At 58.6% G+C, this 19,033-nt stretch carries 17 protein-coding genes; 15 read left to right on the top strand and 2 right to left on the bottom strand.

The genetic code is table 11. The annotated features are described in order from the left end of the window. The first annotated feature begins 3 nt into the window (after window positions 1–3). The 14 genes from ACNKU7_RS00595 (at window position 4) to ACNKU7_RS00530 (ending at window position 16,704) form a co-directional block, all read left to right on the top strand. The gene (locus ACNKU7_RS00595; RefSeq protein WP_418295009.1) at window positions 4–2,520 is read left to right on the top strand and encodes a LamG domain-containing protein; all 2,517 of its coding nucleotides are present in this window, start codon (window positions 4–6) and stop codon (window positions 2,518–2,520) included. A 32-nt stretch (window positions 2,521–2,552) separates the two neighbouring features. After that, on the top strand, window positions 2,553–4,112 hold the full coding sequence (locus tag ACNKU7_RS00590; protein ID WP_418295008.1) for a hypothetical protein: 1,560 nt from the start codon (window positions 2,553–2,555) through the stop codon (window positions 4,110–4,112). Between the two features lie 15 nt (window positions 4,113–4,127). Further along, window positions 4,128–5,135, top strand: coding sequence for an FAD:protein FMN transferase (locus ACNKU7_RS00585; RefSeq protein WP_418295007.1), 1,008 nt, complete (start codon window positions 4,128–4,130; stop codon window positions 5,133–5,135). A gap of 64 nt (window positions 5,136–5,199) precedes the next feature. Next, window positions 5,200–5,757, top strand: a complete 558-nt coding sequence (locus tag ACNKU7_RS00580; protein WP_418295006.1) for an AraC family transcriptional regulator — start codon at window positions 5,200–5,202, stop codon at window positions 5,755–5,757. Continuing rightward, the gene (locus tag ACNKU7_RS00575) at window positions 5,738–7,774 is read left to right on the top strand and encodes a hypothetical protein (protein ID WP_418295005.1); all 2,037 of its coding nucleotides are present in this window, start codon (window positions 5,738–5,740) and stop codon (window positions 7,772–7,774) included. The genes ACNKU7_RS00580 and ACNKU7_RS00575 overlap by 20 nt, the downstream gene beginning before the upstream one ends. 29 nt (window positions 7,775–7,803) lie before the next feature. Continuing rightward, entirely contained in the window at window positions 7,804–10,701 is a 2,898-nt protein-coding gene (locus ACNKU7_RS00570; RefSeq protein ID WP_418295004.1) for a tetratricopeptide repeat protein, read from the top strand. After that, window positions 10,688–11,326: a tetratricopeptide repeat protein gene (locus tag ACNKU7_RS00565; RefSeq protein WP_418295003.1), complete on the top strand. Its 639-nt coding sequence runs from the start codon at window positions 10,688–10,690 to the stop codon at window positions 11,324–11,326. The genes ACNKU7_RS00570 and ACNKU7_RS00565 overlap by 14 nt, the downstream gene beginning before the upstream one ends. 3 nt (window positions 11,327–11,329) lie before the next feature. Beyond that, a complete protein-coding gene (locus tag ACNKU7_RS00560) occupies window positions 11,330–11,599 on the top strand; it encodes a hypothetical protein (protein WP_418295002.1) in 270 nt (89 codons plus the stop codon). Window positions 11,600–11,994: 395 nt separating this feature from the next. Then, window positions 11,995–12,681, top strand: coding sequence for a MotA/TolQ/ExbB proton channel family protein (locus ACNKU7_RS00555; protein ID WP_418295001.1), 687 nt, complete (start codon window positions 11,995–11,997; stop codon window positions 12,679–12,681). Window positions 12,682–12,721: 40 nt separating this feature from the next. Further along, window positions 12,722–13,267 carry an ExbD/TolR family protein gene (locus ACNKU7_RS00550; RefSeq protein ID WP_418295000.1) on the top strand — a complete coding sequence of 182 codons (546 nt, stop codon included), beginning with the start codon at window positions 12,722–12,724 and terminating at the stop codon, window positions 13,265–13,267. Window position 13,268: 1 nt separating this feature from the next. Further along, the gene (locus ACNKU7_RS00545; protein ID WP_418294999.1) at window positions 13,269–13,784 is read left to right on the top strand and encodes an ExbD/TolR family protein; all 516 of its coding nucleotides are present in this window, start codon (window positions 13,269–13,271) and stop codon (window positions 13,782–13,784) included. A gap of 11 nt (window positions 13,785–13,795) precedes the next feature. Continuing rightward, a complete protein-coding gene (locus tag ACNKU7_RS00540; RefSeq protein ID WP_418294998.1) occupies window positions 13,796–14,788 on the top strand; it encodes an AgmX/PglI C-terminal domain-containing protein in 993 nt (330 codons plus the stop codon). A gap of 263 nt (window positions 14,789–15,051) precedes the next feature. Then, the gene (locus ACNKU7_RS00535; RefSeq protein ID WP_418294997.1) at window positions 15,052–15,849 is read left to right on the top strand and encodes a LuxR C-terminal-related transcriptional regulator; all 798 of its coding nucleotides are present in this window, start codon (window positions 15,052–15,054) and stop codon (window positions 15,847–15,849) included. 60 nt (window positions 15,850–15,909) lie between these two features. Then, window positions 15,910–16,704 (top strand): LuxR C-terminal-related transcriptional regulator, encoded by a 795-nt coding sequence (locus ACNKU7_RS00530; RefSeq protein WP_418294996.1) that lies wholly within the window; start codon window positions 15,910–15,912, stop codon window positions 16,702–16,704. Window positions 16,705–17,033: 329 nt separating this feature from the next. Here the strand turns inward: ACNKU7_RS00530 and ACNKU7_RS00525 are convergent, their stop codons facing one another. Both ACNKU7_RS00525 and ACNKU7_RS00520 read right to left on the bottom strand, forming a co-directional pair. Further along, window positions 17,034–17,423, bottom strand: coding sequence for a DUF2237 family protein (locus ACNKU7_RS00525; RefSeq protein ID WP_418294995.1), 390 nt, complete (start codon window positions 17,421–17,423; stop codon window positions 17,034–17,036). A gap of 2 nt (window positions 17,424–17,425) precedes the next feature. Then, entirely contained in the window at window positions 17,426–18,049 is a 624-nt protein-coding gene (locus ACNKU7_RS00520) for a DUF2939 domain-containing protein (RefSeq protein WP_418294994.1), read from the bottom strand. A 220-nt stretch (window positions 18,050–18,269) separates the two neighbouring features. On the opposite strand from ACNKU7_RS00520, the gene ACNKU7_RS00515 reads away from it, so the two are divergent. Then, window positions 18,270–19,019, top strand: coding sequence for a DUF2189 domain-containing protein (locus tag ACNKU7_RS00515; RefSeq protein ID WP_418294993.1), 750 nt, complete (start codon window positions 18,270–18,272; stop codon window positions 19,017–19,019). Window positions 19,020–19,033 lie beyond the last annotated feature (14 nt).

Raw genomic sequence — 19,033 nt, 5'->3', positions numbered from 1 at the left:
AATATGAAACAGGTAAACGCACAAACAATGCTGCGCAAGGCATTGATCGTTTCAGGCCTGCTCGCGTCCACCCTGCTCGCCGCCTGCAGCGGCGGCAGTGGTCAGGCGACGGAAGAGCAGCCGAATACCAACCCCACGCCCGGCGATGCCACCTATTCAGGCCCGGCACCGGAAAGTGAGGACGTTCAGAACTACAAGCGCTATATCTGGGACAACCTCGCCGCGGAAAATCGCTGCGGCAGCTGCCATATCGAAGGCAACCAGAGCCCGCGCTTCGTGCGCAAGGACGACATCAACCTCGCCCACGGCGAAGGGCGTGAGCTGGTCAACCTGGGGGAACCGGCGGAATCCCGCCTCGTCACCAAAGTGGCCAGCGGCCACAACTGCTGGCTGTCCAGCGCCGACGCCTGTGCGGAAATCATCACCAACTACATCGAAGAGTGGGCGGCGGCTGCCGGCTCTGAAGCCAGCACCATCAACCTGACCGCACCACCCGAACGCACCGTGGGTGCGAGCAAAAGCTTCCCGGAAAGCAGCGGCAATTTCGCCACCACGGTCTATCCGCTGCTGGAACTCTACTGTTCCAACTGCCACAGCGAAGACGCCGCAACTGCGCAGCAGCCCTATTTCGCCAGCAGCGATGTGGACAAAGCCTACGAAGCCGCCAAGGCCCGTATGGATCTCGACACCCCGGAAAACTCCCGCTTTGTGGTGCGCCTCGGGGACGAGTTCCACAACTGCTGGAACGACTGCGCCAGCAACGCCGATGCCATGGCCGCGGCCATCCGCGATTTCGCCAACGGCATCTCACTCACGGAAGTCGATCCGGAATGGGTATTGAGTAAAGCGCTCTACCTCACCGACGGCATCGTCGCCAGCGGTGGCGGTCGCATCGAGAACAACGCCATCGCCCTGTACGAATTCAAAACCGGCAGCGGCAACACCGCCTACGACACCTCCGGCGTGAACCCCGCCATCGACCTGCAGCTCTCCGGGGATGTGGAATGGCTCGGCTCCTGGGGACTGCAGTTGAAAGGCGGCAAGGCCCAGGGCGCGACCGCGACCAGTAAAAAACTGTTCGATACCCTGAGCGCGACCGGCGAATACACCATCGAGGCCTGGGTGGCCCCCGCCAATGTGGTGCAGGAAGGCCCGGCGCGGATCGTCAGCTACTCCGCTGGCAACAATATCCGCAACTTCACCCTCGGCCAGGCGATGTACAACTACACCTTCCAGAACCGCAACGACACCAGCACCGATGCCGACGGCATGCCCGCGCTGATCACCGACGATATGGCGGAGCGGGTGCAGGCAACCCTGCAACATGTGGTGGCAACGTTCGATCCGATCAACGGACGCCGCCTCTACGTCAACGGTGAATTTACCGGCGATGCCGATCCTGTGGACGCTGGCCTGCTGTCTACCTGGGACGATACCTATGCACTGGTGATCGGCAGCGAGGCTTCCAACGAGCACGTATGGCAGGGTTCCATCCGCCTGCTGGCGATCCACTCCCGCGCCCTCAACCAGGACGACATCCTCACCAACTACGAAGCCGGTGTGGGTGAAAAATACCTGTTGCTGTTCAAGGTCGAGGAGCAGACCGGCGTGCCGCAGGGCTACGTGATGTTCGAAGTCCAGCAGTACGACAACCACGGCTACCTGTTCAGCGAGCCCAAATTCATCTCGCTCGAAAGCGGCGCGTCGCCGGATGGCATTGTCATCAAGGGCATGCGCATCGGCATCAACGGCCGCGAGGCCGCCGTTGGCCAGGCCTGGGCAAATCTCGACACGGTCGTGAGCGCGTCCGAATACACCGCGGAAAGCGGCCAGACACTCTCGCCGCTGGGTACCATCATTTCGCTGGAAAAAGGCCCAACGGCCGACGAGTTTTTCCTCACGTTTGAGCGTTTGGGCGATGAGGAGTTCGTGCGCGTAGAAGCCATGCCGGCAGCGCCCGCCGCCCCCGCAGACCTTGCGCCGCAGCCGCGCATCGGCATCCGTCGCTTTGAACAGATTAACGCGGCACTGTCGGCGGCAACTGGCATTCCGATGTCTGAGGTCGCAGAAACATGGGAGCAGGTAAAACAGCAGCTGCCAGTGGAGGCCGACGTGCGCGGCTTCCTCGCCGCACATCAGATGGGTATTACCCAACTGGCAGTTAAATACTGTAGTACCCTGGCCAATAATGAAGTGGCGCGTGCCGAATACTTCCCAGGTTTTGACTTCAGCGCGAGCGTCAACGAAGCCTTCGATACTACGGCCAAACGCGACCAGATTATCAACCCATTGCTGGACAAGCTGCTCGGACGGCCCATCGACTGGCCCGCAGCCATTGGCCACAGTGAACAATTGGATAGCGCACCTGATGAGAGCGTCGTGCGCGCGGAGCTAAGCTCTCTGATCGACAAGGCATCCATTTGTACCCAGGGCGATTGCAGCAAGCCAGCCACCACCGTAAACACGGTGACAGCCACCTGTGCCGCAGCCATGGGCAGCGCAATGATTCTGATTCACTGATAACCGGAGCAAATGCACCGGAGTATGAAAACATGAGCAAGAAAAAACATTTCGAACTGGATCAGCCACTGCGCCACCCGGATCATCACCGCCCAGTGAGCCGGCGGGACTTCCTCGGCCAGGGTTTTCGCGCCGGTATGGCCACCGTGCTGGGCGGCTCGATATTCAGCCTGTTTGCTAATCCAAGGGCTGCCCAGGCAGCACTGTCTTCAGACCTTGAAGCTATTCGCAGTGTTTGTGGAGTGAGCAAGGATGGGGCGGGTAAGATTCCTTTTATCTGCTTCGACCTGGCCGGCGGTGCCAATATTGCTGGCTCCAATGTTCTTGTCGGCAAGCAAGGTGGCCAGCTGGACTTTCTCAGTACCGCCGGCTACAGCAAACAGGGCTTACCCGGTGACATGGTCCCATCGCTCACCGACGCCGCCGGCAACAGCTTTATCAACAACGAGCTCGGTCTCGCCTTTCACAGCGACAGCCAGATGCTGCGCGGAATACTGGATAAAGTGGCTATAGGCAATCGCGCAGCCATCAACGGCGCAGTGATTCCGGCACGCTCGGAAAACGATACCGGCAACAATCCCCACAACCCCATGTACGGCATCAACCGCGCCGGAGCCAACGGATCACTGCTAGCGCTGATTGGTTCCCAGACCAGTGAATCCGGTGGCAATTCCATGGCACCGGCGGATCTGATCAATCCGGAAGTGCGCCCGACAAAAGTGGACCGCCCCTCTGACGTGACCGGCCTGGTAGACGTGGGTGATCTGGTTGGCCTGCTGAACCAGGAAGATACCGTCGAAGTGATGGAGTCCATGTACCGCATTTCCGGAAACAAAGTGGGCAAAGTCACCAACGATGCAGTAATCCGGGATCTGGTGAAGTGCGGTTATATGAAAAGTGCAGACCTGGCTGATCGCTTTGGCAATCCCAGTGACCTTGACCCTGTGCAGGATCCAGACATTGTCGGACCAAGCGGCATTTTCACTGCTGAAGAATTTTCTGGCGATCGCGAATTCCAGAAAGCCGCCTCCACCATGAAACTGGTGATCAACGGTTATGCCGGCGCCGGCACCATCACCATGGGCGGTTACGACTACCACACCGGCGACCGCGCGACCGGCGAGATCCGCGACCTGCGTGCCGGCCGCTGCATCGGTGCCTGCCTGGAGTACGCCGCGCGCGTTGGCCAGCCGCTGATGATCTATGTATTCAGCGATGGCTCCGTATTCAGTAACGGCATGATCGATGACTCCGCAGAGGGGCGCGGCAAGGGCGTGTGGACCGGGGACAACCAGCAGACCGCGGCTTCGTTCTTCCTGGTTTACAACCCCGCGGGCCGCCCGCAACTGCTCGGCGGCACCGCCGATGAACAGGCCCGCCACCAGCAATTGGGTTATATGCGTGCTTCCGGCGACGTAGAGACAGCGGGCAGCCCGGCAGCGAACAACGTCAACCAGCTGGTGCAGACGGTGGTGCTGAACTATATGGCGTTGCACAATGAGCAGAATAACTTCGCCAGCCTGTTCCCCAATCACGGCCTCGGTAATGCCAGCCTGATGGACAGTCTCACCGCCTTCGCGCCCATTCGCTGACCAGTGGTTTTACCGATGTATCGCTCGCGTTTTTTCACCCTGCTTGCCGGCCTGCTACTCGCAGGCCAGGCCGCTGCCGAATGGCACTATGAAAAACAGGCCATCATGGGCACCGAGGTGCACCTGCAGTTCTGGCACGAGGATGAAGACAAGGCGCGGGAAATCAGTCGCGCGGTGATGGAAGAGTTCCACCGTATTGATCGCGCGCTCTCGCCCTACAAAGCCGACAGCGAACTTTCTGCAGTAAACCGCGGCGCCGGCGCGGGGAAGCCCGTGCCCATTAGCGCAGAGCTGGCCGGGATTGTGGACAAGTCGCTGTGGTACAGCGACAGGACAGGGGGCGCTTTCGATATCACCTTCGCCACCCTCGGCAGCCTGTACGATTTTCGCGAGGGGCAACAGGCGGATGGGGCAACCACGGAAAAACTGCTGCCCGCGGTCAACTACCGCCATATAAAACTGGACCGGGAAAATCGCACGCTCGCGTTCGACGACCCGCGCACCAAAATCGATCTCGGCGGCATTGCCAAGGGCTATGCGGTGGATCGCGCTGTCGCGATTCTGCAACACTACGGCATCCAGAATGCCAACGTCAGCGCCGGCGGCGATGCGCGCCTGCTCGGCGACAAGCGCGGCAAGCCCTGGCTGGTCGGTATCCGCCATCCCCGCGACAAAGGCAAGAATGCTGCGGTGATCCCACTGGAAGACACCGCGATCTCCACCTCCGGTGACTACGAACGCTTTTTTATCGACGACGACCAGCACCGGGTACACCACATTTTCAACCCGGCCACCGGCAAGCCCACGGAAACCGATGACCGCGGTAACGAGAACGATAACGACAAGCTGATCAGTGTGAGTATCATCGGCCCCAAAGGGTTCGATACCGACCCCCTTTCCACCAGTGTGTTTGTACTGGGTAAGCAGGAGGGCCTGACTCTGATTGAAAATTTGCCCGGATTTGAAGCCATCGTCATCGATGCGGGTCACCGGATGTTTTTCAGTAGCGGACTGCAACAGTAATTGCCAACTGGATCACACCGGAAACGAGGCACCCTGAGATAATCCGATGACAACCCAAACAACAATGCATACACCTTCAGGCACCAACATGTATTCCCCGCGCCGCCATTTCCGCTCCCTGTTCGCGCTGCTGGCCTTTACCCTGGCCAGCCCGGCTATTTCGCAAAGCGGCGATATGCCCAGTGGCGACCTAGAGGACCTGAAGCAGGAAGTACTGAAACTGAACCGGGATCTGCTGGTACTGGAAGAAGACCTGCTGTTCCCGGCGCAGAGCCAGGTTGCGGTTTATGTCTCCATGGATGTGGGCCATTTCTTTGACCTGGATACGGTCAAGCTGCACATCGACAACACGCTGGTGGAGACCCACCTCTACACCGAGCACCAGAACCAGGCGCTGATCCGCGGTGGCATCCAGCCGCTGTTCAAGGGCAACCTGAAATCCGGCGAGCACACGATCACTGCCTACTTCACCGGCATTGGCCCGGAGCAGCGCGAATTCAAGCGCGCCGCCACCCTGGAACTCAAGAAAACCGACGAGCCTGCAGTGATCGAACTGCGCATCACTGATTCCAGCGGCAAGCAGCAGCCGGAGTTCGAAGTGATTGAATGGCCCGCGCCCTGAGTTCGCCGTCGCCATGCAGTTTTCCACAACCCTGAAGCGCGCCCCGCTGACACTCGCCATTGCCGCGATGCTGACCGCTGCCGCGCCCGCGGGTGCCCAGAACGCCGACACGCCTTCGCAATCCAGTGAACGCAAATACCAGCAGGCGCAGGACATGCGCTATGGCGCTGCGCTGTATCACTATTTCCAGGGCAATACCTTTGACGCCCTCAGCACCCTGATGGTATCGGATTTACGCGGCGGTATAGCCCATCACGCGGATAACGCCGACCTGATTCGCGGTGGTATCAGTCTCGCTTTTGGACTGGAAAAACAGGCCGCGACCCTGTTTGAAAAACAATTGCAACGCGCCGGCAGTGACGAAGATCAGCAGCGCCTCAGCCGCTTCCGCGAAATCGCCTGGCTGAAACTTGCAGAACTGAACTACCGTCACGGCAACTGGGACACTGCGGCCACCCAGCTGGAAAAATCCGGCGCGCTGCGCCAGTCCTCGCTCACGCTGAATCTTTCGATTCGCAACGGCGACCTGGAGCAGGCGCAACAATTGCTGGCCATGGCGGAGCTGCCCGTAGCCGAGCAGGTACTGGGGCACATCAACCTCGGCGCAGCGCTGGCACGACAGCAGCAGTTATCCACAGCGGCCCAGGAATATCGCCGCGCGGCAGCATTGGTGGAGCGTGATCCAGAAGCTGGTGAAGAGCTGCGTATCCTGCGTGACAAAGCCCGTATCGGCGCCGGTTATGCGCTGGCATTGAATAACGACTATGCGGCGGCGGCGGAGGAATTCCGCAGCGTGCGCCTGGACACCCCCTGGTCCGGCGATGCACTGCTCGGCCTCGGCTGGGCCGCGGTCAACAGCGGCGTCCACCAACAGGCCGTGGATGCCCTGAGTTACCTGATCCAGCAGAACCCGCTGTCCCCGCAGGTGCAGGAAGCATTGCTGGCGCTGCCATACAGTTACGAACAGCTGCAACGCCCGCAGCTGGCCCTGCAGGCTTACCAGCATGCGGAAGCCCAATACCAGCAGGCACTGGCAGACCTGCAGGCACTGCACAGCGCCAGCGCCGGACTGCAGTTCCCACTCATGGAAGAGACCGAAGGGGGCGTGCCGAACCTGCAGCGCTACGGCTGGCTGGAAGATGCCGAAACACCGCCGCTGATCCGCGACAACCAGCGCTACCTGCTGCAGATGATGCAGAGCGACCGCCTGCAACTGCAGCTGTCGGAATTGCGCGACCTGCAACAGCTGCAGCGGGTACTGGTACGCTGGCAGCAGCGGCTGCCGGAATTCCACAACCTGATCGACGAGCGCGAACAGCGCCGCAACAGCATCCTGCAACAGCACGAAAGTGCTCAGTATGACCAGCAGGTACAGATTGCCGAGCAGCAGCTGGCGAAGCTCAAGGCCAGCGTTGCCCGTATCGAAGCGGATCAGGACGGGCTTGCGCTGCTGGCCAGCGACGGTGGCGAAGCTGCCGAGTTCCTGGAAATGCTGCGCAGTGCGCAAGAACGCTACCAACGGCTGACCCGCGCCGGCAAAACCAGCAACTATCAACAGCAGACGCTGGCACGGGCACGCGGCCTGCTGCAGTGGCAGGCATCGGAGCAGTACCACGACAACCTGTGGAAAAACCACAAGGCCATTGCCGCGCTGGAGACGGAACTCACCGAAGCCGCACGGCGCCAGCGACACGTCGCGCACATCGCCGCCGAGGCGCCGCAACTGAACCTGCTGGCGGGCAGCGTCTCGGATGCGGGCCTGCGCCTTGCGCAACAGCAGCGCAATATCGATCGCGCGAGCGCGCAGGTTGAAGACGCGATCCGCACGGATTTACAGGCCGCCCTCTATTCGGCACAACAGCGCGTGCAGCAATATATGGCGCATACCCGCCTCGCCATCGCACGGATTCAGGACGCCGCCATGCAGGGTCAGCTTGCGCCGCCCGCAGCCGACGCAGTGCCTACAGCCGATAAAGTGCCTACGGCCACTAGCGAGCCAGCAGGGGCGGATTCATGATGCCGGTTTCACCCCACGGGTTCTCTCCTATGCGTCGCCACAAGAAACTGCTGGCAGTCGCGATCTGCTGCAGCGCACTGTTCAGCGGCTGTGCCAGCCAGTTCGACCCGGGCACCACGCTGGCACAACTGCCCGCCGCCAGCCTGCCGCCACCGGAGCCCAAAGTGGTAGTTCCCGTGGTGGCGCTGCCGACGCTGATCACCAGTTATGAAAAAGCCCTGGCGGCAAACAGCGATCCGCGCACCCGGCGCCAGATTCAGTTGCGCCTGGCCGACCTTGAGATGGAGCGCCTCGAGCAACAGCAGGCAGACAACCCCGAAATGGCCGTCGCCTACCGGGAGGCTGTGCGCCGCTATGAAGCGCTGCTGCAAACCTCCGCCGACGACGATTACCTCGCATACCGACTGGCCCGCGCGCGCGCGATCGACGGCAATACCGGCGGTGCGCTGAACGCGCTGGAAAGCATTATCGAAACCGCTCCGGATTCCCCGTTCATTGCCGAAGCGTTGTTCCGCCGCGGCGAAGCTGCCTTCAGCCGCAGGCAATACCGGGCGGCGGAGCGCGATTTCGCCGCGGTACTCGCCCAGGGGCAAACCCCCTTCGCACAGAATGCGCGCTATATGCTCGGCTGGAGCCGGTTCAAGGATGCGCGCTATCGCGACGCGGGAGAGACCTTCCTGAGCCTGCTGGACGAACTGCTGGCAGAAAATTCCGAAAAGCCACTGCCCCTCGATGAACTGGAAAAAGGCCAGCGTCGCCTGGCCGACGATACCCTGCGGGTACTGGCACTGGGCTTCAATTACCTGGGCGGGGCCGAGGTGATCGAGTCCTTTAATACTGAAAATCTGGAGCCCAGCTCACGCTCCTCTCGTTCCTCTCGTTCTTATCAGCACGAACTGTACCGTGCCCTCGGTGACTGGTACGCGGAGAGCGAACGCTACCGCGATGGTGCCCAGACATTCCTGACCTATGTGGAGCGCAATCCCGACAGCCGTATCGCGCCTTCCATGCATGTGCGCGCGGTGGAAATCCTGCAGCAAGGCAATTTCCCCAGCGAGGTGCTGCCGGCGAAACGCGATTTCGTCACCCGCTACGGTATCAACAGCCTCTACTGGATAGACGCCGATGACGCACTGCGCGCGGATCTGCGCGGGCAACTGAAACCGTGGCTGGAGGAGCTGGCACGCTTCGATCACGCCCGCGGCCAGGCACTGGCCCGGGAAGCCGCCAAGCGCACCAGCAAAGCCAGTGCAGTGGCCAAAGCCAAACGGGATTCCCAATCCGCATTTTTGGCCGCCTCGGCACTTTACGGCGAATACCTGCAAACCTTCCCAGACGACGCGAAAGTCCCGCAGCTCACGTTCCTGATGGCCGAATGCCTGAACGAGGCCGGCCTGTATGCACAGGCCTACGAGGCCTACAGCAAAGTGGCCTGGGAATACGCGGAACGGACCGGACTGACACAGGCCACCGAAGCGGGTTACGCCGCGATCCTGATGGCCGGGCAGATGCACGAGCGGGAAAAGAACCCGGAACAGGCCACCCTGTGGCTGGATCGCAAAACGGAGACCAGCCTCAAGTTTGCCGAAACCTGGCCACAGGACAGCCGCGCTCTGGCGGTACAGCTGGATGCCGCCAACAACCTGTTCGAGCAGTTCCGCCACGCGGAAACCATCGCCGCCGCGGAAAAAGCGGCAAACTGGCAGCCTCCCCCCAATGCCCAACAGCGTCGCCGCATTCTGTTGCTGTTGGGGCACAGCCACTTCGAAACCGACAATTTCCCGGTCGCGGAAAGTGCCTACGCGCAGCTGTTTGCCAGTATCACCAGCAGTGACCCGGAATACCTGGCGATTCGCGACCGCCTGCAGTCAGCGATCTACAAACAGGCGGAAATCCTGTTGCAGCAGGTTCACCTTACCAGTGACAGCCTCGAATACATTGCGCCCACCGAAGAGGCCATCGCGCTGCTCCTGCGCGTGCGTGACAGCGGTCGCTCAGAGGTGGCGGCGGTGGCCCAGTACGATGCGATCAACCAGCTGATCAAACTCGAGCGCTGGCCGGTGGCACGCGCAGAGGTTGCTGACTTCCGCCAGTTCTACCCCAACCATCGCCTGACCCCGTCACTTACCGCCAAGGCGGTGGCGATTTACCAGGGCCTGGATATGCCAGGTGCCGCCGCCGACGAGCTGCTGCTTCTGGCAGCAAACGACAGCGACCCGGAAGTGCGCCGCAGCTCGCTGTACCTGGCGGCGGAGCAATTCCAGCAGGCCGGTGCGGCACAGAAGGCCATTGATGCTTACCGCCAGTACGTGCGCACCTGGCGCCAGCCGGCGCTGCAAAACCTGGAGGCGCAGCAGCAACTGGTTTCCCTGTACGCAACATCCGGCAACCAGCGTGAGCGCAACCTGTGGCTGCAGAGCCTCGCAGGCAACAAGGTTTCCGAACCCCGTGGCCGTTATCTCGCTGCCTCCGCACAGACTGAGCTGGCAGCGCAGAGCTATGCGCGGTTCGAGCGCCTGTCGCTGACCCTGCCATTGAAGCAGAGCCTGAAAAACAAGAAACAGGCGATGGAGGCCACGGTGGCCGACTACCGCAAGGTGCTGGACTTCGGTATTGCCGAGTTCACCACCGCGGCGAATTTCCGCCTCGCCGAGGTTTACCGCCAGCTGAGCCGGGATCTGATGGACTCCCAGCGCCCCAATGGCCTGAATCCGTTGGAGTTGGAACAGTATGAAATTTTGCTGGAAGAGCAGGCTTATCCGTTTGAGGAGAAGGCGATCGAGCTGCACGAAGCCAATATCCAGCGCACCGCCAGCGGAATTTATGACGACTGGATCAAAAGCAGCTTCTCCTCACTGGAAACGCTGCTGCCGGCCCGCTATCGCAAACCGGAAACGACTGTGGAGTGGAGCGATGCTGCGTACTGATCTGAATATGTTGAAGTGGTTTGGTACTCTGTCGCTGGCCGCGCTGCTCAGCGCCTGTGGCAGTAATCCGGTAGAGCCGGAAGCCACACCCAGCGTGGATGAAAATGGCCAGCGTGCGGTTACGCCAAATCCGTACCTTGCCCAGGCTGGCAGTGTCCCTGCTGAAGCGGAGCAGGCATTGCAGCGCGCCCGGCAGTTTTTCGAAAGCCAGCAGTACACCGCAGCAGAAACAGAATTGCAGCAGGTGGTAAGCCAGTGGCCACAGCTTTCCGGTGCCTGGCTGAACCTGTCCATCGTGCAGATGAAGCTCAAGCAGCCGGAGCCGGCGGAAAGCAGCCTTAAGCAGGCGGTGGCCGCGAATGAGAACAATGTATTTGCCTGGAACAGCCTGGGCGTATTGCTGCGGGATCAGGGCCGCTTTGAGGAAGCGCAGGGCGCGTACGAAAAAGCGCTGGCGCGCTGGCCGGATTTCAGCACGGCGCACCGCAACCTGGGGATTCTTTTTGACCTCTACCTGCACCAACCGGAACAGGCTTTGCATCACTACCGCGAGGCGCAGGCGCTGCAAACGGAAGAAGACCGGGTACTGAAGGGCTGGATCATGGATCTCGAGCGGAGAATGTAACCAGTGAAGAAAATTGTTTCACTTCTGTTTATGCTGCTCCCGGCTATTGTATTTGCGCAGGAGGAATCCGGTGAGGTGATCACTCTGGAATCCACGATTATCGGCAGCCAGGAGCAGCCGAAGGTGCTGTACATCATCCCGTGGAAACAGGCTGCGAGCCTGGAGCGGGTTGAGAGCACATTGCCGCATGCAATTACCCATACGTTTCAGCATCAGGAATATTCTGAGTTGCAGCGGGAAATAAAATTACTAAAGCAGGAAGGCGATAAATAACGTTCTCTTACTCGACAAACGAAGTACAGAAGTACGACGCGAAGGCCAATTACCGGGGATTATTTTTCGAAAGCGTCGGAAACAGGGATGTTTCCGACGCAACGTACAGGGATGTATTCACAGTGGTTTCGAAAAATAATCCCCGGTGCTTGGCCGCCACCAAGCGAGATTAGGAGAGCCCTGATCGGGCTGGCAACAAATTTTAAAACAAGTCCTGTGGCGGTGCTGCCACTGGGTATTGGTTCGTTAGACACGCCGTGAACCCATCCATGGGGGCTCTTCCGCGAGGTCCCTCTCGCGGAAGGTCTAACGAACCAATACCCAGCGTCATCCCCTTCACACGGAAGTTCATCATTTTTATGTATTTTTAAATCTTTAGTCCCGGAGATTTGACCATGGAGTTTTTCAACACACTGCTGCGCTTTTTCCAAACCGGCGGCCCATTCATGTATCCCATTGCCCTGGTTCTGGTTATTGGCATTGTGCTGGTAGTAGAGCGCTGGGTATTTCTGTCCCGTGCGAAGATGGCGAACCGTCGTGCCTACGGCCAGATACTGCCCTTGATGCAGCAGCGCAACTTCGCCGCAGCGCTGAAGTACTCGCAGCAGGAAAAAGCCCCCATGGGCAAAATCGTCGCCGCCGGTATCTCCACCGCACAGCACGCGCGCAAGGATGAAAACATTGCCCTCGCCATCGAAGAGAGCATTCTCGAAGCCGTGCCGCGCCTGGAAAAACGCACCAACTACCTCGCAACCCTGGCCAACATCGCCACCCTGCTGGGCCTGCTCGGCACCATCATCGGCCTGATTGCTGCTTTTACAGCGGTAGCCAACGCCGACCCGTCCGAGAAGGCATCGATGCTGTCTTCCAGTATCTCCGTGGCAATGAACACCACCGCCTTCGGCCTGATCTCCGCCATTCCACTGCTGCTGGCTTACTCCATGCTGCAGAACAAAACCAACGAGATCATCGACAGCCTGGAAATGGCCGGTGTGAAATTCCTCAACCTGCTGACCCTGACCCGCGGCCAGAAAACCGAAGCCACGGCGCGCCCGGCTGCCAAAGCGGGCGCAACTGCCTGATCCGTCGTGCACCCAGAATAACTCGATAAAAGAGATAACCATGGCTATTCGACGCAGGCTGGAAACCGATCCGGATCTCGACATCACCTCGTTCATGAGCCTGATGACGGTGCTGGTACCGGTATTGCTGCTGAATATGGTGTTTTCCCATATTTCCATACTGAACCTGAATCTTCCGGGTCTGTCCGACGCCAGTGCGCAGGAACAGCCTGAAAATCGCCAACTGGAAATGGTGCTGCGCGGCGAGTTCATCGACATCAATTATCCGGCCGGAATCCGCGTGAAGCGGATTCCACACCGGGACGGCCAGCCGGATTTCAAACTGGTGTCCGATGTATTGCAGGAAGTGAAGCGCAGCCTGCGGGAAAAAGATATCGACAAGAAGGATCTGGTGATTCTCTCGGAGCCCGGAACACCGTATCGCACCCTGGTGACCGCCATGGATACCGCGCGCTCGTTCCGCGCGGTGGTGGCAGCCTCGGTGGTGGATGCGGAGCTGTTCCCGCAGATATCACTGGGCGACGCGCCGCAGGCGGGTACGTCACAGAACAGTGCGTCCGAGAATCAACCGGTAGCAGGCAACTGATATGAAAGCGACGATTGGCGGCAAGCTGAAGAGCCGCAAGCAGCGCAGGCATAAGCAGACCAAGCTGAACCTGGTTTCACTGATGGATATCTTCACCATCCTGGTGTTTTTCCTGCTGGTGAACTCTTCCGATGTGGAAGTGCTGCAAGCCGACAAGACCATCAAACTTCCGGAGTCCACCTCCACGCAAAAGCCCGAGACGACCACGGTGGTGCGGGTAGATGGCAAACAACTCATTGTGGGCAATCGCGTTATTACGCAAATTGCTGATATTCCCGCGAGCCACGAACAGATCAAGCCGCTGCTGGATGAACTCAAGTACCTCGCCAGCCGCGCGGAACCGCTGTCCGAAGCACAACAGGCAACGGGCCGCCCGATCACCATTCTCGGTGATGAAGAGGTGCCCTATGCGCTGCTGAAGCAGATCATGAATACCTGTGCTGCGGCGGATTACCGGGATATCGACCTGGCGGTTACCCAGACTGCGGCGGAAGACCCGGCTGCGGCCGGGTCCTGAGGAGGGTAACGATGAATTCATCCGCATTGATGCCCTGGCACTACTACAACTCAACCCTGCCCTGGGCCGCCACGGAAGAGGAAGACCAGCGCTTTGCCCGGTTCCTCAAAATCGGCCTGGTTGCGTTGGTGGTGACCTGTGCGCTGTTTACCTTTATTCCCGCCGCGGAATTGACCCGGGAGCAGAAAGAACAACTGCCTCCCCAGCTGGCCCGGGTGATCCTGGAAAAAAAGGAGCTGCCGAAGCCGGTAGAAAAGCCCAAACCCAAACCAGCGGAGAAGAAAAAGCCGGCCGAATTGAAGAAACCGGAACCTAAGCCGGTGGAAAAACCCAAACCGGAACCCATCAAGACCGTGAAGCCAAAGCCGCTGTCCGAAAAGGCCCCCGCGGCCGAGGTGGCCAAGGCCAGGGAAAAAGCAGCCAACAGCGGCCTGATGCAGTTGCAGGACGACCTGATGGACATGCGCGACAGCCTCGACGTTAGTGCGGTGGCCAGCGCGAACAACCTGTCCAGCGGCGCTGCCAGCGCGCAGAAAGTTGACCGCTCCCTGATCAGTGACAAGTCCAAGGCAGCCAGCGGCGGTATCAACACCGGCAGCCTGAGCCGCGATACCGGGGGCTCAGCGCTCGCGGGGCGCAAGACCACGCAAGTAGAAGTGGCCGAAGCCAGTGCCGCCGCCAGTTCGAGTGCCAAAGAAGCGCGCCGTGAACGCGGTACACGCGGCGAGGAGTCTATCCGCCAGATCATGGAAGCCAACAAGGGCGCGATCTTTGCGATTTACAACCGCGCCTTGCGACGGGATCCCACCCTGGCCGGCAAGGTCACCGTTAAGCTGGTGATTGAGGCCAACGGCACCATTTCTGCGGTGACCCTGGTCAGCAGTGAACTGGGTGATGACGACCTTGAACGCAAGTTGCTGGCCCGCATTCGCCTGATCAACTTTGGCACCGCGAATGTGGAGAAATCCACACTGAATTACTCCATCGACTTCCTGCCCTCTTAAGGTGCACAGCAGGTGCTGCGGGTTTTCCGCAGCACCTGCTATTGACACCTCCCATGCCCATCTCACCCCACAAAATCAAAGCAGTTTGGCGATATATTGGCCCGGCAACCTGTCTTTTATGGCGGTGACCTAAATTTTGATTGCGTCCATCCATCCACTTTTGGTACAAGTGTCCCACTAGAAACGTGACATATGTCACAACTTACTCCCAGAACAACACGAGAATAGGGAGTAGGGACAACAAAATTGGGGGATCCCTAGCAATGCCGGGGAAAGATGACGCAATTCGTCCAACGCTTGACCTGTTGCTGCAGGTTTGGCGGGAGCACAGTGACCTGTTTACCAAGCACATGACTGAGCTGTCCGAGTTCAGCCTGGATCAGCTGGTTTCCTCTGTGTTCAGTAACGGGCCTTTCTACTATTTCGTTTTTGACCTGGCAGACCTGAGCCTGCGGCATATCAGCGAGCAGATGGAAAGCGTCCAGGGGCTCAAGCGCGAAACCCTCACGTTTGCGGAAGTCCTCGACCAGATACATCCGGAAGATATCGCCTTTGTCGCCCGCGCCGAAGATACCGCGATCAAAATGTTTCGCGACAAAATCGGCATCGACAAAGTCAAGCAGTACAAGTTTTCCTACTGCTTCCGCATGAAGGTCGCCGATGGCAGTTACCGCCTGTTCAACCACCAGTCCGCCGTGCTCACGACCGATCAGGCCGGAAGGGCGGGCAAGATGCTCAAGGTTTACACCGACATCTCCCATTTGGCCACAGAGAACAATCACTGCGTATCATTGATTGGCATGGACGGGGAACCGTCATTCCTTAATTTGGACGTAGTGCTTCCACGGCCAGAGACCACACCCAGCCACACGCTGTTTACCGAGCGCGAGGTCACCGTCATCAGGCTGATTTCGACCGGTTTGACCAGTGCTGAAATTGCCAAGGAACTGACACTTTCAGAATTTACCGTAAAAAATCACCGCAAAAGAATCCTGAAAAAGGCCAAGTGCCAGAACATGAACCAGTTGCTGGGTAGCTGTATTGTCGATGGCCTGATTTAAGTTCAGCCCGTCGCTCCCGATAACCCAATACAAATTCAAGACAGGCAATACAGCATACCCATGAACAATCGCGAACAGGAAGCCAATCTGATCCAGCGGGCCCGGAATAATTTCCCGGAATTCTTCTCGAGCAAAAGAATCCGCCTGAGCCAAAAGGAAATCGATCAGGCCATGGCTGCCACCTTCAGCAGCGGCCCGTCCTACCACTTCATCGTGCATTTTTGCGATATTGATCAGCCCAGATATCTGAGCCCGTCCATAGAAGAATTGCTCGGCCTAAACCCGGCTACAGCGTCGATCCAGGATCTTATCGACTGCATACATCCAGAGGATGTGTCGTTCGTTGCCAATGCGGAAGAGACCGCCATCCGCATGCTGAGCGACGACATCGGCAGGCAGAACCTGAAAAACTACAAGATCTCTTACTGCTTTCGGATGAAAACCCGCACCGGCGATTACCGCCTGTTCAATCACCAGAGCGTTATTTTCGCCACGGACGAGGAGTATGGCGCTGCCGCCGCACTCGGGATTCACACCGACATCTCTCATTTGACCGCGGACAACAATTACAAATTATCGCTTCTGCATTTGTTCGGCGGCGAATCCTTTATCAATATTGATGTCACTCCGAAAAATAAAAAATTCGCAAACAAACTCTCCATCTTCACCGCGCGCGAGGCAGAAATACTGCAATTGCTTACCCACGGCCAAACCAGTGCGCAGATAGCCGAGGTGTTATGCATTTCGGAAAACACGGTGAAAAATCACCGCAAGAGCCTGCTGAAAAAAGCCCGCTGTAAAACGACGGGACAACTGGTGTCAAAATATGTGACGGAAGGATTCAGTAAAGTCTGAATTCAGATTGGGTACCGGCAGGAATAAATCAGTCGCCTTTTGCGAAACATGCTAGAACGCACACTATTTTTTGCGAGCCAGTCACAAATAAATTACGTGGTGGCGTCATTTGACTCCAAAGGGCTATTGTTCGTTCACTCCGCAAGGCGCAAGCTTACGCTTGAGCATATCCGGAGGTTGTCTCACAGAGCCGAAGGGGAAACATGGACTGTGTGCTCGCCAACAATTTTTCATCCTGTGAGTTGGTTTGGCCGCAAGGCTGGCTCTGAGTAAGCTAGGATGGCTTGCTACAGAGCCCTTTGTTTTTTCTCCCCCTTACACATCCCCGCTCAATTGAGATCTACCGCGTATTGGCGCAGCAATGCCATGGGCACTATGTCCAGTGCCTGCCGGTGCGTACGCTGCAGGTAAACCCGCGGAGCCATATCGGCCTGCTGGGCCTCCAGCCAACGAGCCGCGCACAGACACCAGCGATCCCCCGGATGCAGACCGGGAAAACCGAACTCTTCCACTGGGGTGGACAGGTCATTGCCCTTTTTCCGCGAAAACTCCAGAAATGCTTCGGTCACTTCCACACATACGGTATGGGAACCAAGATCCTGGCCGTTGGTATTGCAACAGCCATCGCGAAAGAAACCGGTGACAGGGTTGGCACTGCACTCCAGCAACGGATCGCCAAATACATTCACCGACTCATACTTTTCCACACTCGTATCCACAATTAACCCTCTTGCTCACGCCTATCCACTAACGCCATATCAACCAGGCGCCAGCGCAGTCCCTGGCGCTCGAGATAAAGCTCCACCTGCTTTCGCTTTTCATCGGCGTTACTGCCACACACTACGATCACCTGATTCACTCCGCTGAAATACCAGCGCTGCAATTGCCACCGATGGCGCTCCTGTGCGCGGGCCGCATCCGTTCTGGATTCTGTCTGGGCTTCGCCTGTCGGCGGGATTTGGTCGCGTTCATTTCCCGGAGCAACCGCGCCGGCTAATTCTTTTTCCAGTTCGCGCCACTCCCTGCGACCCTGGATCAGCTCAGAGATTCCCTGCGGACTAATCAGCCGCTCCACCACAGGCCCAAGTATCAGCTCGGATCCCGCGGCGAACAGTCCGTCGAATTCTTTGGGCACACTGTGCCCCATCGAAGTTCGCAGCTCCTGCTGCAGCCGCTGCTTGATATTGGTTCGCAGTTGCGGAAAGTCGATATAGCGCTCCATCTGGGCCACATCACCCTGTTGCGACGCCTCGATCAACTGACGCGCGGAGTACCACGGCAGAGCCGCATAGACCAGAGCGCCCAAAAACAGCAGCAATAAACCGCGCCACCACCACTTTTTCATACTCAACGCCTTACTTCCCAAATCCGGGCCCCGCTACCCGAAATAGTATCCTCGCCCAGCGCCCAATTACAGGCAATTACACAAGCGTGATTTGCACGCCATGGGGCTCTGTGACTGTGTTATCGTTGGGCCGTCCGGATGCTGGCGCCGGATTACACCCGGAGCCGCCACAACCATCCGCTCAAATAACAAAAACGCACTCGATCAAGGAATTTCGACCATGAGTGATATTTACAACGCGCCCCAGGCGGAACTGACTGAAGCCTCCAGCGATGCTTCCAACTTCGGTTCCATCCCTAAAGCGCTTGCAGGAGACTATCGGGTAGCCATCGGCGACACCCTGAGCGAAGCCTGGCAGCGCACCGGTGGTAACAAGGGCACCATCTGGCTGGGCGTCATACTGTACACGCTGGCGACCATTGCCATTTCCGTCATTGCCGCCATGATCACCGGCCAGTCTTTGACCGACCCCTCCGAGAACGGCGGTGTTGCCGGTATCCTTTCTGACCTTATCGTTCTTGCGGCTACCGCACCGCTCAGTGCCGGTCTGATTATGATCGGCATCAAGATCGCCCGCGATGAAACGGTTTCCGGCACCGAAGTGTTTGCTCACTTCGACAAGATGCTGCCGCTGGCGATTGGCATGGTACTGATGTACCTACTGATTGCCGTTGGCCTGGTACTGCTGGTTCTGCCGGGTATCTATCTGGCCATCGGTTACCTGATGATGACCCCGCTGATTGTGGACAAGAACATGGGGCCCTGGCAGGCACTGGAGACCTCCCGTAAAGCGGTCACCAAGCACTGGTTCGCCATTTTCGGTTTCGGGATTGTGGTGTTCCTGGTGTACCTGGCCGGTTTCCTGGCACTGCTGATCGGCCTTATCTGGGCGATTCCGCTGATGAGCATCGCGTACGGTGTACTGTACCGCAACATGTTCGGCGGCCATGAAGCCAACCCGGACGTGTAATTCCCGAGGTGGCC

This window comes from Microbulbifer weihaiensis, from assembly GCF_048323715.1.
Taxonomy (GTDB): domain Bacteria; phylum Pseudomonadota; class Gammaproteobacteria; order Pseudomonadales; family Cellvibrionaceae; genus Microbulbifer.
Note: the sequence above shows the minus strand (reverse complement) of the source record. Positions and strands in the feature narration are given on the sequence as shown.

Coding starts and splice junctions, on each gene's coding strand:
- ACNKU7_RS00595 (WP_418295009.1), top strand. CDS start 4: ATGAAACAGGTAAACGCACAAACAATGCTGCGCAAGGCATTGATCGTT.
- ACNKU7_RS00590 (WP_418295008.1), top strand. CDS start 2,553: ATGAGCAAGAAAAAACATTTCGAACTGGATCAGCCACTGCGCCACCCG.
- ACNKU7_RS00585 (WP_418295007.1), top strand. CDS start 4,128: ATGTATCGCTCGCGTTTTTTCACCCTGCTTGCCGGCCTGCTACTCGCA.
- ACNKU7_RS00580 (WP_418295006.1), top strand. CDS start 5,200: ATGCATACACCTTCAGGCACCAACATGTATTCCCCGCGCCGCCATTTC.
- ACNKU7_RS00570 (WP_418295004.1), top strand. CDS start 7,804: ATGCGTCGCCACAAGAAACTGCTGGCAGTCGCGATCTGCTGCAGCGCA.
- ACNKU7_RS00565 (WP_418295003.1), top strand. CDS start 10,688: ATGCTGCGTACTGATCTGAATATGTTGAAGTGGTTTGGTACTCTGTCG.
- ACNKU7_RS00555 (WP_418295001.1), top strand. CDS start 11,995: ATGGAGTTTTTCAACACACTGCTGCGCTTTTTCCAAACCGGCGGCCCA.
- ACNKU7_RS00550 (WP_418295000.1), top strand. CDS start 12,722: ATGGCTATTCGACGCAGGCTGGAAACCGATCCGGATCTCGACATCACC.
- ACNKU7_RS00545 (WP_418294999.1), top strand. CDS start 13,269: ATGAAAGCGACGATTGGCGGCAAGCTGAAGAGCCGCAAGCAGCGCAGG.
- ACNKU7_RS00540 (WP_418294998.1), top strand. CDS start 13,796: ATGAATTCATCCGCATTGATGCCCTGGCACTACTACAACTCAACCCTG.
- ACNKU7_RS00535 (WP_418294997.1), top strand. CDS start 15,052: ATGCCGGGGAAAGATGACGCAATTCGTCCAACGCTTGACCTGTTGCTG.
- ACNKU7_RS00530 (WP_418294996.1), top strand. CDS start 15,910: ATGAACAATCGCGAACAGGAAGCCAATCTGATCCAGCGGGCCCGGAAT.
- ACNKU7_RS00520 (WP_418294994.1), bottom strand. CDS start 18,049: ATGAAAAAGTGGTGGTGGCGCGGTTTATTGCTGCTGTTTTTGGGCGCT.
- ACNKU7_RS00515 (WP_418294993.1), top strand. CDS start 18,270: ATGAGTGATATTTACAACGCGCCCCAGGCGGAACTGACTGAAGCCTCC.